Raw genomic sequence first — 15,119 nt, 5'->3', positions numbered from 1 at the left:
TCCGGAAGCGCTGTGCCCCCACCACCATCCCCAACCCTTCCTCCATCGAGGAGGAAGGGAGCTTCAGTAAACCCACTCATCAAACAACGGTCCCAGCGGCTTGTCCGCCTCCGCCTGCATGGCCCTCTGGAAGTCGCGGCTGTCGGCCGCGCCGCCGGCATAGATTCGCGTGTAGCGCTTCAGCCCCGCCCAGAACCGCGCCTCGCCCATCTCGCGGCGCAGGGCGTCCATGAACAGCGCGCCCTTGCCGTAGACGATGGCCCGCTTGAGCCCCAGGCTCGGATAGGGGCCGTGGAACGTCAGGGGCGCGTCGACCCCGGCCGCCCTGGCCTTGTCGACCCGGGCGCGCAGCAGGGTCATCTCGCGGTCGTAGGCCGCCCGGCCCCAGCGCTTTTCCTTCCAGGCGGCGACCATGAAGGTCGTGATGCCCTCGTTGAGCCAGAAGTCGTCCCAGCTGGCGCAGGTCACCAGGTTGCCCCACCACTGGTGGGCCAGTTCGTGGGCGGCCAGCCAGTCCTCGGTGGGGTCCTTGAGGACCGGCGAAAGGCCGTCCCAGCCCAAGGTGGAATAGTCGGCGCTCTCCTGGGCGGCCGAGCCCGCGACGACCAACTGCTGATAGCCGCCGCCCGGCAGGGGCAGGCCCGCCCGGTCCTGAAAGAAGCGGATCATCGCCGGCGTGTCGGCCAGGGCGGCGGCCAGGTCGTCGGCGGACGCCACATCTTCCTCGGCATAGTTGGCCAGGACCGCCGCGCCGACCTTCTGTTCACTGAAGGCAAACCGGCCCGCCGCGAAGCCGTAGAGATAGCTGGACGTGGGACGGTCGAGCCGCCAGGTCCAGGAGCCTGGATAACCCCGGACAAAGCGCCCGGACGAGAGGGCGCGCAGACCTTCGGGCACGGTGATGGTGAGGCTCAGCGTAGCCTTGTCGCCGGGCCGGTCCTGGGTGCAGATCATCCAGTCACAGGCGAAGTAGTCGGTGTGAATGTGGTCCGTCCCGATGACCAGCCCACGCGCCGGTTTGCCCATGAAGCGCAGGGCCAGCACGGCCCGCTCGCCCCTGGCCACCGGGCGGTTGAATCGCACGATCCAGGCGCCGTCGCGCTTCTCAGTCGAGGCGGCGTCTCCGCCGACCGCGATGACGTCCAGGGCGTTGCCGGTGAAACTGGCCTCGGTCAGGCCGTCGCGCAGGCTGGCGAGGGTGATCCGTTCATCGCCAGTAATGGTCCCGTTCGCCGGGCTGGGGACGACGGAGACCTCATAGTCCAGCACATCGAAGTCCGGCCCCGGCCGGTCGGGCGCGAGGCTCAGGCGCGAACCGCCCAGGCCGACAAGGGCCAGGGCCAGGATCGCGGCAATGCGGGGCGCGCCCAGCTTCAGCTGACCGGCGCCGCGTCGGAGCGGGTGAACTGGATCACCACCTTCATCCCCTGTCCTGGACTGGAGATGACTTCGATACTGGCGCGGGCGTTCTGGCGCAACGACTGGACGATCAGGGCCGAAAGCTTGCCGGGCTTGGGCCAGACGGCGCCCTCGGGCAGGCCGACCCCGTCGTCGGCGATGGTCACCGTGCAGCCGCGGGCGCCGGCCAGGCTGTGCAGGGTGATCCGCCCGCCGGAGCGGCCCTCGAAGGCGTGCTTGAGCGCGTTGGTCAGCACCTCGTTGACCACCAGGCCGGCCGGCATGGCCACGTCCACCGACACCGGCCAGGTGTCGACCTGCAGGTCCAGATGGATGCCCTCCACGGCGTGGGCCCGCATCACCGCCGAGGCGATCTGGCTGAGATAGACGCCCAGGTCGATGCTGTCGCCGGCGTCGCCCTCGGTCAGGGCGCGGTAGAGCAGGCCCAGCGCCTCGACCCGTCCGGCCAGCCGGTCGAACCCCGCGCCCAACCCGTCATGGGCCATGCCGCGCGCCTCGACCCGGATCAGGGCGGTGATCATCTGCAGATTGTTCTTCACCCGGTGCTGCAGTTCGCGCAGCAGGGTGTCCTTCTCCTGGACCTGGCGCTTCAGTTCCTCGCTGGCGGTTTCGCTGCGCTGGCGCTCGACCAGGGCCACCAGGCGGTAGGTCGGGCGCGAGGCGTCGTCCTCGATGATGTTCGACCAGGCGTCGACACTGGCCTCCGCGCCATCATGGGAAATGGTGAACTCGCCGAGGTAGTCGCTGTCGTCCGCCACGGCGTCGGGCAGGGCGCGCTGGGCGTCGTCGCTGCCCGGCAGCACCTCCCAGGGCCGGCCGACGATGCCGGAGGCCGCCAGGCCGGTCAGCCGCTCGAATTCCTTGTTGGCGTAGACGATCCGCTCGCTGGGGCTCAGTTCCGCCACGGCGATGGCCAGGGGCATCTGGTCGAGGAACTGCCTGAACTGATCGCTTTCCAGCGCGTCCGCCAGATGTGGCGTCGCCAGAAGGGTCTCGACGGGCTCGTCCGCGCCGCTCATCGCCTGCACCCAGGCCTCAAACCGATACGCAAACCCATATCCAATTCCGTGCGCGCCGGGGTCGCACCCGTCAACCCCGGCTATACCGCAACTTTAAGCAGCGCCGGGCCGATCAGTTCCTGCAACAGCGGCTTTTTCGGATAGGGCTCATGCCGGTACTGCCGGAAGCCCTCGGCCTGGGTGACGCCGAAGTCGCGGCCGCGCTTGGCCGACAGGGCGGTCATCGCCGCCAGCGGATCGTCGACGGCGTGCTGTTTTGCCAGCCATTCGGTCTGGCTCCTGTGGCAGGCCAGCATGGCCCGCTTGGTGGCCAGCCAGGCGCCGATATCGACCCCGAACTGTGGCGGGACCGGCTGGCCGGCGCGGTCGCGGCCGCCGATCGGGTCGGTGAAATAGAGGTGGGGCATGGCGGCCAGGGCCGGGGCGGGGCCGGTGCGGTAGTTGGGAGCGGACGCGGCGAAGCAGGCGTCGCGGACCAGCAGGCTGATGGCCTCATGGTCGGGATGATAGTCGGCTGGGGCGGCGGTGATCACCAGATCGGGCCGCGCCGCCCTGACCGCCTCCGTTACTTTCCGGCGTGAGATGTCGTCGTTGAAGACACCCAGGTCCGGCAGGCCCACGCAGTCGTAGCTGGCCCCGATCATCGCCGCCGCCTGCGCCGCCTCGCCCCGCCGGATGACGGCGGTTTCCTCGGGCGTGAACTGGGTGGAGCCGCATTCGCCGGCCGTGGCGGTGACGATGCTGACCTGGTGGCCGGCCGCGGCCAGCAGGGCCAGGGTCCCGGCCGCCAGGGTCTCGATGTCGTCGGGATGGGCGTGCAGGGCCAGGATGCGGGTCATGGTCTCAATCTACAGCCGGCGGGCCAGGACGATACGGTTGGAGTTGGTGCCGACGCGGTTGTTGCCCACGCCCCAGACCTGGGCGGTCTTGGTGAAGGCCTGGCGGTTGACCGCGACCCCCAGCGGCTCGAAGGGCAGGCCGGCCAGGGCCGCGACCACCAGCCGGTCCAGCTCCACCGTCCCCTTGCGCACCTCGCCGACCTCGAAGGCGACATGGCCGCCGGGGCGCACCACGCGGCCCAGCTCGGCCAGGGTCCGGCCGATAAAGGCGCTCCAGTCGGTAAGGCCCCTGTGCATGGCGATCTGGACCCGCTCGGCCTTCACCCCGACGAACCAGCAGCGCAGCCAGTTGTCCCGGGCGTACTGCACCACATCCAGGAAGGGCGGAGAGGTGACGACCAGATCGACCGACCCGTCGGCGATGTCCAAAGCCTCGGCCGATCCGGTCAGCAGCCGATGCTCGCCGGGCGGCGGCCCGCCCTGTTTCAGCAGGTCGCGCGACTTCCTGAGGATCAGTTCGGGGACCGAGCGGCGGGGCGGGGTCTGGCCCAGCCTGGCGTTGATCCGCGCCTGGCCGGCGGCGCTGGCCGCCTGGTTGGGGGGCAGGGAGTAGACCGAGAAAAAGCCGGGCGAATGGCCGGTCAGGCGGCCCACCGCCACCATGCGGATCCAGTCGTCGACGGGATCGAGATCCGGGCGGTCCAGCAGATGGGCCCGCAGCGCGCAGAGCTCGGCCAGGGTCCCCGGGTGGTAGAAGACCAGCAGCTCAGCCGGCGCCTTGATCCGCCGCCGCCAGTTTATCGTTTCCAGCCGCTCGGCGATCGCCTCCAGGCTGGGCGGGGCGAGGCGGGGCCGCACCAGCATCGCCGCCAGCGGGTTGATGTCGGCGCCCACGGCCGAACGGCCCATCAGCGCCGCCTGCAGCGGGGTCGTGCCCCGGCCCATGAACGGGTCCAGCACAGTCTCGCCCGGCCGGCTCAGCCGCTCGATGAAGAAGGCGGGAAGCTGTGGCTTGAAACAACCGCGATAGCTGACCTCGTGCAGCGGATGGCCCTGCCGCTGGCGGGCGGTCCAGAAGGCGTTCTCGAAGATCGGCAAGCCGTCGCGCACAGTGACGCGGGTCGCCTGGCCGCCCTGACGAAAGGCCGCCAGCTCGGCGGTGATGTCGGCGGATCGCTGGCGGGCGGCGAGTGGCACGGCGGCAGGCTAGACCGCGCGCCGCGCCGGCGCCAGCATGGGGGTCGGCCTGGAGAAGCGCGGTGGTGAAGAGATTGGCGAGTTGGCTTCTGGCGCTGGGCTGCCTGGCCGTTGTGGGCGGCTGCGGCCCCGGCGCCCCGCCGGCGCCGCCCACCGAGCGGATGGTCGCCAAGCTGGACGACCGGACCTTCATCAAGCCGGCCAATCCCCTGGAGCAGGCCCTCGTCGACGCCGCCCGCCGACCCGGCAGCCTGGAGGCCGGACAAAGGCTGGAAACCGCCTTGCTGACCACCAAGGTCTATATCCCCACCACCATGGGATCGGCCCTGGAGGGCGTCATCAAGCCCGGACCTCGCGACGTTCAGGCCTGGCATGTCTTCCTGCCGGACGGCCGGCGGGCCCTGGCCCTCTACTCCAGTCTGGACCGGCTGCCGGTTCTGAAGGGGGTCGCACAGGGCTATATCGCGCTCAGCGGGCGCGACGCCCTGAAGATGGCCGCCGACAGCCCTGTCGCCCTCAACTGGGGGGTCGATCCGCATGTCTATTGGAGCCCCCAGCAGGTGGTGGGCATCCTGGCCGGCGTCCCGCCCCCGCGGGCCCGCGCTGGATCGCCGCAAGGCTAATGGTGTCGCCTCGCCGACAAACTCGCTATCTCAGGGCTTGAGCCAAGGAGTGGGGCATGATCGCGAAGGCGAATCTGGGTGAGCGCACCACCCAGCTGATGGAGGCCATGCGCGAGCGGCGGCTGATCCGGCTGTCGCGGCGGTTCGAGGAGGCCCAGATCGCCGGCTATGTCATCGCCGTCGGTCCCGGCCTTGTGCTGCTGGCCCTGGTCAACGGCTCGATCCGGCTGGACGGCTATGAGTGTTTCCGCCTGTCCGACGTCACCGCCGTCGAGCCCGACCCCTATGCCGACTTCGTCGAGGCGGCCCTGAAGGCGCGGGGCCAGAAACTGCCCGAACAGCCGCCGGTCTCGGTGGCCAATATCGAGGAACTGCTGGTCACCGCCGGCCAGGCCTTCCCGCTGGTCACCGTGCATCTGGAAAAGACCGACCCCGACGTCTGCTGGATCGGCAAGATCCTCGAGGTCGACGGCGGCAAGGTCGCCCTGCGCGAGATCGGCCCCGACGCGGTCTGGGAGCCGATCCCGGCCGCCTACCTGACCCAGGAGATCACCCGGGTGGATTTCGGCGGCGACTACGAGGCGGCGCTGTATCTGGTCGGCGGCGAGCCGAAGGTGAATTAACAACCCGCTCATCCCCGCGAAAGCGGGGACCCAGGTGTTTTTCGTTGCGGTATTGCAGCCGCCCAAGCCTGTCAGAACCGCCCCAAACACAAAAAGCCTGGGTCCCCGCTTTCGCGGGGATGAGCGGATTTAAGGATGGGTGCTACCGCTTCACATACCGATCCAGCTTGCCCGGCGCCTTGGCGAACTCGGCCAGGGCCGCCTTGAGCCTGTCGCCCGAGCTGAAGCTGCAGACATCGCCGCCCTGGGCGGGGGCGGCGCCGAATTCCTGGGCCAGGGCGGCGGTCTTCTTGCAGTCCGGGGCGGCGACCAGGGCCTGGCCGTTCTCGACGAACACCACGCCATAATCCCATTCGCAGTCGTCGTTATTGCCGTTCTGGCAGCCATCCTCGGCCATCGCCCCGGCATAGGCTTGCCGCCCGCCGATAGTCCCTAGCGGGGTGAGGGTGAAGGCGACGATGTCGCCCTCGTCCTGCAGCTCGTACCAGCCGCCGCCCTTCCAGACGATGCTCTGGGGCTCGGTGGGCGCCTCGCCGACCTTGACCCAGGTCCCGTCCGGCAAGGCGCGGACGCCTGCCGCCGGGTCGAGCAGCAGGACGTCGGACTGCCAGCAGCCGCCGAGGGCCAGGCAAAGCGATAGGGCGAGCAGCGTGCGGGAGAGCATGGCCCGAGCCTCCTGTGGAAGTCTCAGCCTAGCACGATCGGACCATCTCGTCCTTCGAGGTCCGCCGCCTCAGTGGCTGACATACTCCTCGAGTTTGCCTGGGGCGTGGGCGAACTCGGTCAGGGCGCCGAGCAGGTTGTACTGTTCGCCGAAGAGGCAGACTTCGCCATCCTCTATGATCCGGGCTTGGTACTTGCGGGCGAGCCCGACGTCGCCCTGGCAGTCGGGCGTGGCCAGGAGGACGCGGCCCTTGTCGACGAACACCACCGCATAGTCCCAGCTTCTGCAGGCCGCGACACTGCTGCAGCCGCTGGCCGAGAGGGCGGCGGCATAGGCCGGACGTCCGTCGATCTCGCTCAGCAGGATCAAGGTCATCAGGCTGGGGTCCTCGGCCTCCCGGGTCACCTGGTAGAGACCATTGCCAAGCCAGCGGACGGTCATCTCGTCGCTGAGCCCGGCGCCGGCCCTGGCATAGCGGCCGTCGGCGAGCGGCCGGTCGCCCTGGCTCGAATCCAGGAGCAGCGTGTTGGATTCCCAGCAGCCGCCCAGAACCAGGGCGGCGGCGAGGGCGAAGAAGGTCAGGGACTTCATGCGCTGTCCTCCGTAGAAGGGCGAGCCTAGCACGCCGAACGCCGATCCCCGAACCCCCGGCAATCCCTGGCCTTCGCCAGGGACCACGGGAGGAAAATGGAGGGCGTGAAAGCTCCCGCCTCCGAGATTCCCTCTCTTCGATCCCGGCCCCTAGGCCGTCTCGTCGATGAAGGTCAGGCCGGCGATGGCGTGCAGCCGGTCCAGCAGGGTCTGGCCCAGGGCCGCGCCGGGGGTCCAGACGCCGCCGGCGACGCCGCCGCCCTTCTGCACCAGGCAGATGGCCGTCTCGGCGATCAGCTTGGAGGTCGAGCCGTAGCCCGGGTCCTTGTCGCCGAAGACCGAGCCGCGCACCTGCTGGCCGTCCTTGTCGATGCCGATGAACAGCAGGTCGTAGAAGCCGGTCTCGCGCTCTTCCAGGCTGGGGCCTTCGCCGGGCTTGGGGCCGTCCTCGCCACCCATGTCGGTGAATTCGGTGGGCGCGCCGGGGACGATGACGCTCATCTCGTCATAGACGAAGTCGGTCCCGTAGGCGTGGCCCTGCAGGGCGTTGGAGCGGTGGACGTTCTTGGTGTTGATCATCGCCATCATGAACGGCCCGACCTCGGCCCCCAGGTCCTCGTCCATCTCGCGCTTGTCGCCGCGCGGCTGGTCGGGGCCGACGAAGCCCGGGGTCAGGGCGAAGGGGCTGATCATGACGCCGAGCAGGGCGGGGTTGGCCTGGATGGCGGCCATGGTCGCCCGGCCGCTGGCGGCGGTGCCGCCCGACAGCCCGCCCTTCATCGCCCGCACCCGGCCCTTCACCCGCGAAACGGGATGGCCGAACTTCTCCCTGGCCAGGCCCTGGGCCCAGAACACCCCCAGCTCGAAGGGGATGGAATCGAAGCCGCAGGAGAACAGGATCCGCGCCCCGCTGGCCTTGGCCGCCGCGTCATGGGCCTTGATCATCTCGGCCATCCAGTTGGGCTCGCCGCAGAGGTCCAGGTAGTCGGTCCCCTGTTTGACGCATTCGGCCACCAGGGCCGAGCCGTAGAGCTGGTAGGGGCCGACGGTGGTCAGCACCGCCCGGGTTCGCCCGACCATGGCCGCCAGCGAGGCCGGATCGGCGGCGTCGGCGACCACCAGCGGCGTCTCCGGCGGCGCGCCGATCTCGTCGCGCACCTGGGCCAGCTTGTCGGCCGAGCGCCCGGCCATGGCCCATTTCACCGGTCCGCCGATCCCGTAGGTTTTGGCCAGATATTCGGCGACCAGCCGGCCGGTGAAGCCGCTGGCTCCGTAGACGATGATGTCGAACTCAGCCTGGGCCTTCATGGCGCGCGCTCCCTTTGTGCGGGGCGCACCGTATATTATTTACGACGTAAGCCAATAGCCGATCCGGTCTTGCCCGAAAGGACGGTTGCCCGCAACCTGCCGCCAACACGGGAGGGTGTTATGGAATTCTTCTTCGGACACGGGATGATCGCCCCGGTCCTGGCGCTGATCGCCTGGACCCTGTTCATGCAGCTGTGGCTCTACGCCGCCCGCATCCCGGCAATGCGCAAATACCAGGTCAATCTGGAGGACGTCCGCCAGGGCCGTCCGGTCAACGCCCTGCCGCCGCGGGTCACCCGGGTCGCCGACAACTTCAACCACCTGCACGAACAGCCGACCGTCTTCTACGCCCTGGCCCTGGCCGCCCAGCTGGCCGGCGCGACGGACCTGTGGAGCCTGCATCTGGCCTGGGCCTATGTCGCGCTCCGTGTGGTTCACTCATTGATCCAGGCGACGGCCAACATCATCCCGATCCGCTTCCTGGTCTTCACCATCAGCTCGTTCGTGCTGCTGGCCCTGCTGGTCCGCACGGCGGCCCAGGTGTTCGGCTGGAACCTGCCCTTCTAGGGCCGCCTCAGCACCACGATCAGCGGCCCCAGATCGGTCCGCCCGTCCATCCGTCCCAGGTTGGGGGCCCAGAGGCTGGAGACCGTGCCGTCGATATGCAGGGCGTCGGGACAGTTCAGGCCGTCGCGGAAGAACCGCGCCAGCTTGCCGAGCGAGACCGGGTCTTCGCTGACCACGAACAGGGCCTTGCCGCCGCAGACGCCGACGCCGTTGCGGATCAGCCGCGAGGGACCGTCGGGGGAGATTTTCGGGTGCAGCCTGCCGGCCTGGACCAGCAGCGGGCCGGACTGGGTCGCCCAGCGCGGGCTGGCGTTGCCGGCGATGAACAGCGAGGTCTCGTCCAGATGCGGTGTCCCATCCTCGGCGGTCCAGAACACGCCATTGGGCTTGAGGCAGAAGTTGCTGGGGCCGTCGCACAGCCTGGCGGGCTTGCGGCGCTTGCCCGCTTCGACATAGAGGCCGACCGGCCGCTGGTCGGGGTCGTACATGCCGCCGTTCATGGCGAACTGGACGCGGCCGGCGTCGGCGCCCAGGGCGGTCTTGAGGGCCGCCAGTCCGCCGAGCGGACCTTTGGGCTCGTCCAGGGCCAGCTTCAGTTCGCTCTCGGCGGGGTCATAGCGGCAGACGGTGAAGCCGGCATTCTCGAACCGCTGCAACTTACAAACCGGCGGCTCGGCCGGGGCGCTGCCGCAGCCGGCCAGCAGGACCAGGGCCAGGAGCAGGCCCCGCATCACGGGCTGATCTCGGCCGAGGACTTCAGGTCGCGCAGATAGCGGCCGGCCAGCGAGGCCAGCCGGTCCTCCTTCAGCAGTCCGGCCATCGTTTCCGCCGTGACGTTGGGAGGCGTTCCGCCGCCCGGCTCATAGCGCTCGAGCACGACCAGCAGCAGCACCCCCTCGCGGGTCTCGATGGGCTCGCCCAGCGCGCCGAGCGGGGCGGCCGCGATGGCGGCGGCGACCTCGGGGTCCAGGCTGTCGATGGTCATCCAGCGTCCATCCGGACCGGCGGTGTAGGGCGACATGTCGGAGAAGGCCCCGCCCAGACCCTCCAGGCTGGCGCCGGCCCGGATCTGGGCGGCCAGCTGGGCGGCCATGGCCAGGCCGCTGGCCCGGTCGCCGGTGGAAAGGTCGCTGAGGAAGAGGCCGGTCAGCCGAACCTTGGCGGTGGCGGGGTCGTTCAGCGTCGCCGCCGCCTGGGCCGCCTGGGCCTCGCCGATCTGCACCCGCCCGCCGAGCCGTCCCCGGGCCAGGTTGGCCCAGGCGATCTGGCCGCGCAGATAGGCCCGCAGCGAGTCGGCCTGCACGCCGTCCTGGCCCAGCGGCCCCAGCACCCGGGCGGGATCGCCGCGCCCCATGGCCCTGATCTGGTCGTCGATATCGCCGTCCAGCTCCGACAACGGCCGGAACCGCGCGAACTCCTGGGTCTTCAGCCGGTCGTTGATCAGGCCGGTCAGGGCGAAGCGCTGCAGCCAGCCCACCGTCTGCTCGTCCGGCTTGAGGCCCGACAGCAGGACCAGCAGCCGCATCCGCTGCACCAGGTCATAGGTGCTGATCGCCTCGCCATTGACCTTGGCGGCGACGCCATTGTCGGCCGACAGGCTGTCCTGAGCCGGCGCGGGCCCGGCGGCCGCCAGCATCGCCGCCGCCAGCAGGGCCGCCATCGATCGCCAAAGTCTCATGCCGTCTCCCCCGCCAGTTGCGCCAGCCGCTCGCCAAACCCGGTCTCGCACACGAAACCCAGCCGCCGCGCCGCGTGGCCGGGATCGTAGACCCGGTCGATGCTGTCGAACATGGTCCAGCCCAGCCGCCGGTAGATTTCCGGATAGGCGGGGAAATAGCGGGCGACCACGGCCGGGGCGTCGGCGATCAGCGCCTCGGCGTCATCCGGAACGAACGGCGGCGTCGCCGAGACGATGAAGGTGTCGAAGCCGAGGTCCGGCGCCTGGTCCAGGGCCAGTTCGTGGGCCCGGGCGGCGTCCTCGACGGTCAGGCGGCGGAACAGCAGTTCGTTGGTCTTGGTGTTGTCGGCCGACTGGACGATCTCATGGGCCATGTCGTCCTCTTCGGGGAAGAAGCGCGAGGTGCGCAGCACCACCACCGGCAGCCCGTGCTCGCGATGGACCAGCCGGCAGAGCTGTTCGGCGGCCAGCTTGCTGATCCCGTAGATGTTGCGCGGCTCGGTGGGCGAGGCTTCGGTCAGCCACTCGGCCCGCCGGGCGCCGCCCCTGACCCCGGCCCGAATCCGCTCGGAGATCATCAGCGAGGTGGTCGAGGTGAAGACCAGCCGCCCCACGCCCTGGGTCACGGCCTCTTCCAGCACATTGAGCGTCCCGTCGACATTGACGGCGATGAAGTCGGCCCGTCCGTGGCGTTCGATATCGGGCTTGTGCAGGGCGCCGGCGTGGATGATGGCCTGGATGCGATGATCGCCGATCGCCTGGCGGACCAGCGCCCGGTCGGCGACCGACCCGACGACCTGCGTCTCTGGCCCCGGATTGGGGTCCAGTCCGACCACCTCATGGCCGGCGGCGCGCAGGCGCGGCCCCAGAGTCTGGCCCAGCCAGCCTGACGAACCGGTCAGCAGAACGCGCATGACGAATCTCCCCGCGAAGCCCTCTCCTGGCATCGCCGGGGCTTGCTGGCAAAGGGGCTATTGAGGTTCGGGAACGCTCGACCCGGCCGGCTTGTCCAGCCCGCTGCCGTCGCCCAGGCACAGGGTTCCACAACCGCCCAGCAGCACCAGGCTCATCATCACGATCGCCAGTCTGGCCATGTCCGTCTCCTCCCCGGAGGCGGGGATTTAGCCATGGCGAATACGGCGGCGATGGGGCCGGTCAGGTCAGGGGATGTTCCGCCGCCAGGCGGTAGGGCGTCATGTCGGTCAGCCGGTTGCGGGGCGGGGCCAGCTGGACCAGGGCGCCGCCGGCCGGCCCGTAGGTCTTCACCCATTCGCTGGCCATGCCGAACTCGTCCAGGGCCAGAACCCTGTCGACCTGGCCGGGCTCGACGGCGGCCCCGGTCACCAGCCCGCCGGAAAGGCCCCATCGCTCGCCCTCGGCGGTGACCCGGGAGGCGTAGTAGCCGTTGTGGAAGTCGCGCGTCGGCAGGCGGAAACCGAACACCGGACCGGCCAGGGCATAGTCCAGTGTGGTGAGGGCCCCGGTCTCGTCGAACCGCAGGGCGGCGGGGTTGGGCCCCAGCAGGACCACCCGGCCGCCGGCCTCCAGATAGCGGCGGATCGGCGCGCCGTCCCGGCCAGGGTCGAGGACCTGGGCCGGCGCGTAGCTCTCGGCGAACACGATCAGGCTGCCGGTCGCCCTGGCGGGGTCGGCCAGAGTCGCGATCAGCCCCGTCTCGTCGATCGGCTCATAACCGGCCGCCTTGAAGGCGTCGAGGACGGCCACGTCGATGCCGTTCTGGAACCAGCGGAAGTTCTTCGGCGCCTTGGCCGGCGCGTAGACATAGCGGCGTGCGAAGACCCGTCCCGGCTCCGTCCCGGTCTCCAGCGCATAGAGCACGCCGGCGTCCGAGGCGGCATAGACCAGCCCGCCGCCCGCCGCCGGGGTCGAGAAGGACCGGTCGCCCAGGGCAAAGCGCCACAGCTCGTGGCCGTCGGCCTTGTCGATCGCATAGAGGTAGCCGCCGTTGTCCTCGATCAGCACCGCACCGCCGGCCAGGCAGGGCGCCCCGAACACCGCCCCCAGGGTGGGGAACCGCCAGGCCTGCGCCCCCGTCTTCAGGGCGGCGGCCTGGAGGAAGGCGGCGCTGCCGCTGCCGACAAAGATCCGATCCCCCTCGATGAGGGTCGGGGCGATCCAGGAACTGCCGTCATGGGTGGTCTTCCAGACCAGCTTTCCGCTGGCCAGGTCCAGCCCGTAGAACTGGCCGTCGCGGGCGCCGACCGTCACCAGCCCGCCCGAGATCGAGGGCGAGGCCATGACCGAGGTCGGATCGTAGCCATAGTCGGCGAATTTCAGCGCCGCGCCATCGGTGGCGAAGTCCCAGACCCGCTGGCCGGTCCGCCGGTCCACCGCCGTGACGTGGCCGTTCATGGCGCCGAACACCACCATCGCCTCGGTCACCGCCGGCGCGGACCTGACCCGCGCCCCGGCGTCATGGCGCCAGATCGGCCGCCCGGAGCGGGCGTCGAAGGCATAGACCCCGCCATCGCCGCTGCCGACATAGAGGACGCCATCCAGGAGGATCGGCGAAGAGGTGTAGTAGTCCCAGAGGCCGCGCGACCCCAGGTCGGCGCCCAGGTCGCGGCTCCAGCGCACCTTGCCGGCGGCGGCGCTGACGGCCAGCAGGCGGTTCCTGCGGGTGGTGACATAGACCAGGCCGTCCGCCACGGCCGGCGTCGAGCCGATGCCCGCGCCGGCCGGGGTGCGCCAAAGCTCGGCGCCGGTCCGGGCGTCCAGGGCGTAGAGATTACCATCGGCGCTGCCGACCAGCACGGCCCCGCCGGAGAGGGTGGGGCCGCCCCGGATCGGGCCGCCAGTGCGGAAGGCGAAGCGCACGGCCTTGAAGCTGGCGGCGGTCGGAACATCCTGGACGCCGGTTCCCTGAGGGTCGATCCGGTACATCGTCGCCGGCCCGGCCAGGGCGGCGGGCGGCGTCAGCAGGGCCAGCAGGAGCGCCGCCAGCTTCAGTATCCGGTTCATGTCAGGCTCTCCGCGACTTGGAAGCCACGAGCCTTGGCTGGTCAGGATCGCCGGCCAACTAAAGAAGTTCTGAGGAATTCCTGGCCGCCAGATTCCGGCTCCCACCGGATCGTCCCGGCCTCTATTCTCGGCTCAAACGGCGGGGAGGGCCTGTGCCTCAGACCTACGAGTTGGGCGACTGGATCTTCACCCCGGCCGCCCAGGAATTGCGGCGGGGCGAGGCGCGGGTGCGGCTGGAGCACCGGGCCGCCCGGGCCCTGGAACTGCTGTGCGAGCGGCGCGGCGAGGTGGTCACCCAGGCCGAGCTGATCCAGCGCCTCTGGCAGGGCCGGCAGGTCAGCGACAACAGCCTGGCGGTGGTGATCGGCGATCTGCGCCGGGCGCTGGGCGACAACGCCCGCCAGCCACGCTTTGTCGAGACGGTGGCCAAGGCCGGCTACCGGCTGATCGCCCCGGCCCAGGCCAATCCCTCAAACCCGCGCCGTCGCGAGGTCCTGGCGCTGGCCGCCGCCGGCCTGGCGGCCGTGGCCGTATGGGGCGGCTACAGACTGTTCAAACCCGGACCCCGGCTGGTGGTGGTGGAACCGGTCGAAAACGCCACGGGCGAGGCGGCCTATGACGCCCTGGCACAGGCCTGCTCGGGCCTCATCCTGACCGATCTCGGCCAGGAGGCGGGCCTGCGTCTGCGCCGCCGCTCGCCCGGCGCGCCGATCCCCGCCGGGGCGGTGCGGCTCACCGCCCGCCTGACGCTGTGGAGCGGCCAGCCCTACCTGGTGCTGACCGCCGAGGAGGGGTCGTCGGTGATCTGGAGCGGCGCGGCCTTCGGGCTCGAGGCCAGCCTGCCGGCCAAGGTCAAGGCCCAGCTGGCCGACCTGGCCGCCACCCTGCGCGGCGATCACCCGTCGCGGGAGAAGCCGTAGAAGACGCCCTTGGCGTCCTCGCCGGTAAAGCCCTGGATACTGTCGCCGGGCAGGGCCAGCAGCAGCTTGCCGGCCTTGCCGGCGTCCGTGACCAGCCTGATCCGGCCCTTGGCGGTCTCCCAGCGGGTCACCCGCGCCCAGGCCTTGGGACAGCCGGCCTGGGCCTTGAGGCTCCCGGCCGTGGCCGCCTTGTTCGAGGTCATGGCGTAGCGGCAGATGACCTTGCCGCCGAGGCCGGTCAGCACCCAGTTTCCGCTCATCCGCTCGCGTTCGGTCAGGGTGCGCGGCTTGACGTCCCGGTCCAGGGCGATGGGCTCGGCGCCGGGCCGCTCGGCGACATAGCCGCCGATCTCGGTGGGCTCGAACCGCAGCAGCACCTTGCGCAGCGGGTCGATGAAGGCGATCGAGCCGTTCTGCAGCACGGTCCAGGCGGCGATGTCCTGCGACAGCCCGAACTTGCCGTAGCAGTCCTTGGCCAGGCTCACGCCCCAGCCCCCGATGGCCATCTCGTCGGTCAGGGTCAGCTTGCACACCGCCGCGCCCTCCGAGACGCCCGAGAGGGTGTATTTGCCGGCATAGTCCTTGGGGGCCTGCAGCGCGGCGGCGGGAGAGGCGAGGAGGGCGAGGGCGAGGGCGAAGAGGAGCGATCTCATGGCGCCAGCCTCGCCCATCGGGCCGGTTCTGTCGAC

17 protein-coding genes are annotated in these 15,119 nt (G+C 70.3%); 4 read left to right on the top strand and 13 right to left on the bottom strand.

What is annotated here, in order from left to right:
- Nucleotides 1-63 precede the first annotated feature (63 nt).
- From QO010_RS16475 to QO010_RS16460, 4 genes are all read right to left on the bottom strand, one after another.
- Nucleotides 64-1,269 (bottom strand): M1 family aminopeptidase, encoded by a 1,206-nt coding sequence (locus QO010_RS16475; protein ID WP_307350904.1) that lies wholly within the window; start codon nt 1,267-1,269, stop codon nt 64-66.
- Between the two features lie 104 nt (nt 1,270-1,373).
- Nucleotides 1,374-2,438, bottom strand: a complete 1,065-nt coding sequence (locus QO010_RS16470) for a sensor histidine kinase (RefSeq protein WP_307350902.1) — start codon at nt 2,436-2,438, stop codon at nt 1,374-1,376.
- Nucleotides 2,439-2,518: 80 nt separating this feature from the next.
- Nucleotides 2,519-3,277 carry a PIG-L deacetylase family protein gene (locus tag QO010_RS16465; RefSeq protein WP_307350901.1) on the bottom strand — a complete coding sequence of 253 codons (759 nt, stop codon included), beginning with the start codon at nt 3,275-3,277 and terminating at the stop codon, nt 2,519-2,521.
- Between the two features lie 9 nt (nt 3,278-3,286).
- Nucleotides 3,287-4,474 (bottom strand): DNA methyltransferase, encoded by a 1,188-nt coding sequence (locus QO010_RS16460; protein ID WP_307350899.1) that lies wholly within the window; start codon nt 4,472-4,474, stop codon nt 3,287-3,289.
- 74 nt (nt 4,475-4,548) lie between these two features.
- On the opposite strand from QO010_RS16460, the gene QO010_RS16455 reads away from it, so the two are divergent.
- Together QO010_RS16455 and QO010_RS16450 are read left to right on the top strand one after the other, a co-directional pair.
- Entirely contained in the window at nt 4,549-5,097 is a 549-nt protein-coding gene (locus QO010_RS16455) for an SseB family protein (protein ID WP_307350897.1), read from the top strand.
- 56 nt (nt 5,098-5,153) lie between these two features.
- Nucleotides 5,154-5,720 (top strand): hypothetical protein, encoded by a 567-nt coding sequence (locus tag QO010_RS16450; protein ID WP_307350896.1) that lies wholly within the window; start codon nt 5,154-5,156, stop codon nt 5,718-5,720.
- 142 nt (nt 5,721-5,862) lie between these two features.
- Here the strand turns inward: QO010_RS16450 and QO010_RS16445 are convergent, their stop codons facing one another.
- The 3 genes from QO010_RS16445 to QO010_RS16435 form a co-directional block, all read right to left on the bottom strand.
- Nucleotides 5,863-6,384, bottom strand: coding sequence for a hypothetical protein (locus tag QO010_RS16445; protein ID WP_307350895.1), 522 nt, complete (start codon nt 6,382-6,384; stop codon nt 5,863-5,865).
- 69 nt (nt 6,385-6,453) lie between these two features.
- Complete coding sequence (locus QO010_RS16440; RefSeq protein WP_307350893.1) at nt 6,454-6,975, bottom strand: hypothetical protein; 522 nt, start codon at nt 6,973-6,975, stop codon at nt 6,454-6,456.
- Nucleotides 6,976-7,125: 150 nt separating this feature from the next.
- Nucleotides 7,126-8,283, bottom strand: coding sequence for a saccharopine dehydrogenase family protein (locus QO010_RS16435; RefSeq protein ID WP_307350891.1), 1,158 nt, complete (start codon nt 8,281-8,283; stop codon nt 7,126-7,128).
- Between the two features lie 120 nt (nt 8,284-8,403).
- Here QO010_RS16435 and QO010_RS16430 point away from each other — a divergent pair, with 120 nt between their 5' ends.
- Nucleotides 8,404-8,850 carry an MAPEG family protein gene (locus tag QO010_RS16430; RefSeq protein ID WP_307350889.1) on the top strand — a complete coding sequence of 149 codons (447 nt, stop codon included), beginning with the start codon at nt 8,404-8,406 and terminating at the stop codon, nt 8,848-8,850.
- Here the strand turns inward: QO010_RS16430 and QO010_RS16425 are convergent.
- The 5 genes from QO010_RS16425 to QO010_RS16405 all read right to left on the bottom strand — a co-directional run bounded on the left by QO010_RS16425 (nt 8,847) and on the right by QO010_RS16405 (nt 13,510).
- Entirely contained in the window at nt 8,847-9,581 is a 735-nt protein-coding gene (locus tag QO010_RS16425) for a phosphodiester glycosidase family protein (protein ID WP_307350887.1), read from the bottom strand. The two genes, QO010_RS16430 and QO010_RS16425, sit on opposite strands and share 4 nt — an antisense overlap.
- A complete protein-coding gene (locus QO010_RS16420; RefSeq protein WP_307350885.1) occupies nt 9,581-10,528 on the bottom strand; it encodes a peptidylprolyl isomerase in 948 nt (315 codons plus the stop codon). Before QO010_RS16420 ends, QO010_RS16425 begins: the two co-directional genes overlap by 1 nt.
- Nucleotides 10,525-11,442 carry an NAD-dependent epimerase/dehydratase family protein gene (locus QO010_RS16415; RefSeq protein ID WP_307350883.1) on the bottom strand — a complete coding sequence of 306 codons (918 nt, stop codon included), beginning with the start codon at nt 11,440-11,442 and terminating at the stop codon, nt 10,525-10,527. The genes QO010_RS16420 and QO010_RS16415 overlap by 4 nt, the downstream gene beginning before the upstream one ends.
- Nucleotides 11,443-11,499: 57 nt before the next feature.
- Nucleotides 11,500-11,622, bottom strand: coding sequence for a hypothetical protein (locus QO010_RS16410; protein ID WP_307350880.1), 123 nt, complete (start codon nt 11,620-11,622; stop codon nt 11,500-11,502).
- Between the two features lie 61 nt (nt 11,623-11,683).
- Entirely contained in the window at nt 11,684-13,510 is a 1,827-nt protein-coding gene (locus QO010_RS16405; protein WP_307350879.1) for an outer membrane protein assembly factor BamB family protein, read from the bottom strand.
- A gap of 152 nt (nt 13,511-13,662) precedes the next feature.
- Here QO010_RS16405 and QO010_RS16400 point away from each other — a divergent pair, with 152 nt between their 5' ends.
- A complete protein-coding gene (locus QO010_RS16400) occupies nt 13,663-14,430 on the top strand; it encodes a winged helix-turn-helix domain-containing protein (protein WP_307350878.1) in 768 nt (255 codons plus the stop codon).
- Here QO010_RS16400 and QO010_RS16395 read toward each other — a convergent pair.
- Nucleotides 14,406-15,083, bottom strand: coding sequence for an AprI/Inh family metalloprotease inhibitor (locus tag QO010_RS16395; protein ID WP_307350877.1), 678 nt, complete (start codon nt 15,081-15,083; stop codon nt 14,406-14,408). The two genes, QO010_RS16400 and QO010_RS16395, sit on opposite strands and share 25 nt — an antisense overlap.
- Nucleotides 15,084-15,119 lie beyond the last annotated feature (36 nt).

It is taken from the genome of Caulobacter ginsengisoli (assembly GCF_030814835.1).
GTDB classification, from domain to species: domain Bacteria; phylum Pseudomonadota; class Alphaproteobacteria; order Caulobacterales; family Caulobacteraceae; genus Caulobacter; species Caulobacter ginsengisoli.
This window is presented reverse-complemented; position numbering and strand designations above follow the sequence as displayed.

Bases quoted from the DNA above. Each gene is read 5' to 3' on its own strand.
- QO010_RS16395 (WP_307350877.1), bottom strand. From the start codon at position 15,083: ATGAGATCGCTCCTCTTCGCCCTCGCCCTCGCCCTCCTCGCCTCTCCC.
- QO010_RS16420 (WP_307350885.1), bottom strand. From the start codon at position 10,528: ATGAGACTTTGGCGATCGATGGCGGCCCTGCTGGCGGCGGCGATGCTG.
- QO010_RS16430 (WP_307350889.1), top strand. From the start codon at position 8,404: ATGGAATTCTTCTTCGGACACGGGATGATCGCCCCGGTCCTGGCGCTG.
- QO010_RS16440 (WP_307350893.1), bottom strand. From the start codon at position 6,975: ATGAAGTCCCTGACCTTCTTCGCCCTCGCCGCCGCCCTGGTTCTGGGC.
- QO010_RS16425 (WP_307350887.1), bottom strand. From the start codon at position 9,581: ATGCGGGGCCTGCTCCTGGCCCTGGTCCTGCTGGCCGGCTGCGGCAGC.
- QO010_RS16405 (WP_307350879.1), bottom strand. From the start codon at position 13,510: ATGAACCGGATACTGAAGCTGGCGGCGCTCCTGCTGGCCCTGCTGACG.
- QO010_RS16435 (WP_307350891.1), bottom strand. From the start codon at position 8,283: ATGAAGGCCCAGGCTGAGTTCGACATCATCGTCTACGGAGCCAGCGGC.
- QO010_RS16445 (WP_307350895.1), bottom strand. From the start codon at position 6,384: ATGCTCTCCCGCACGCTGCTCGCCCTATCGCTTTGCCTGGCCCTCGGC.
- QO010_RS16450 (WP_307350896.1), top strand. From the start codon at position 5,154: ATGATCGCGAAGGCGAATCTGGGTGAGCGCACCACCCAGCTGATGGAG.
- QO010_RS16415 (WP_307350883.1), bottom strand. From the start codon at position 11,442: ATGCGCGTTCTGCTGACCGGTTCGTCAGGCTGGCTGGGCCAGACTCTG.
- QO010_RS16410 (WP_307350880.1), bottom strand. From the start codon at position 11,622: ATGGCCAGACTGGCGATCGTGATGATGAGCCTGGTGCTGCTGGGCGGT.
- QO010_RS16470 (WP_307350902.1), bottom strand. From the start codon at position 2,438: ATGAGCGGCGCGGACGAGCCCGTCGAGACCCTTCTGGCGACGCCACAT.
- QO010_RS16465 (WP_307350901.1), bottom strand. From the start codon at position 3,277: ATGACCCGCATCCTGGCCCTGCACGCCCATCCCGACGACATCGAGACC.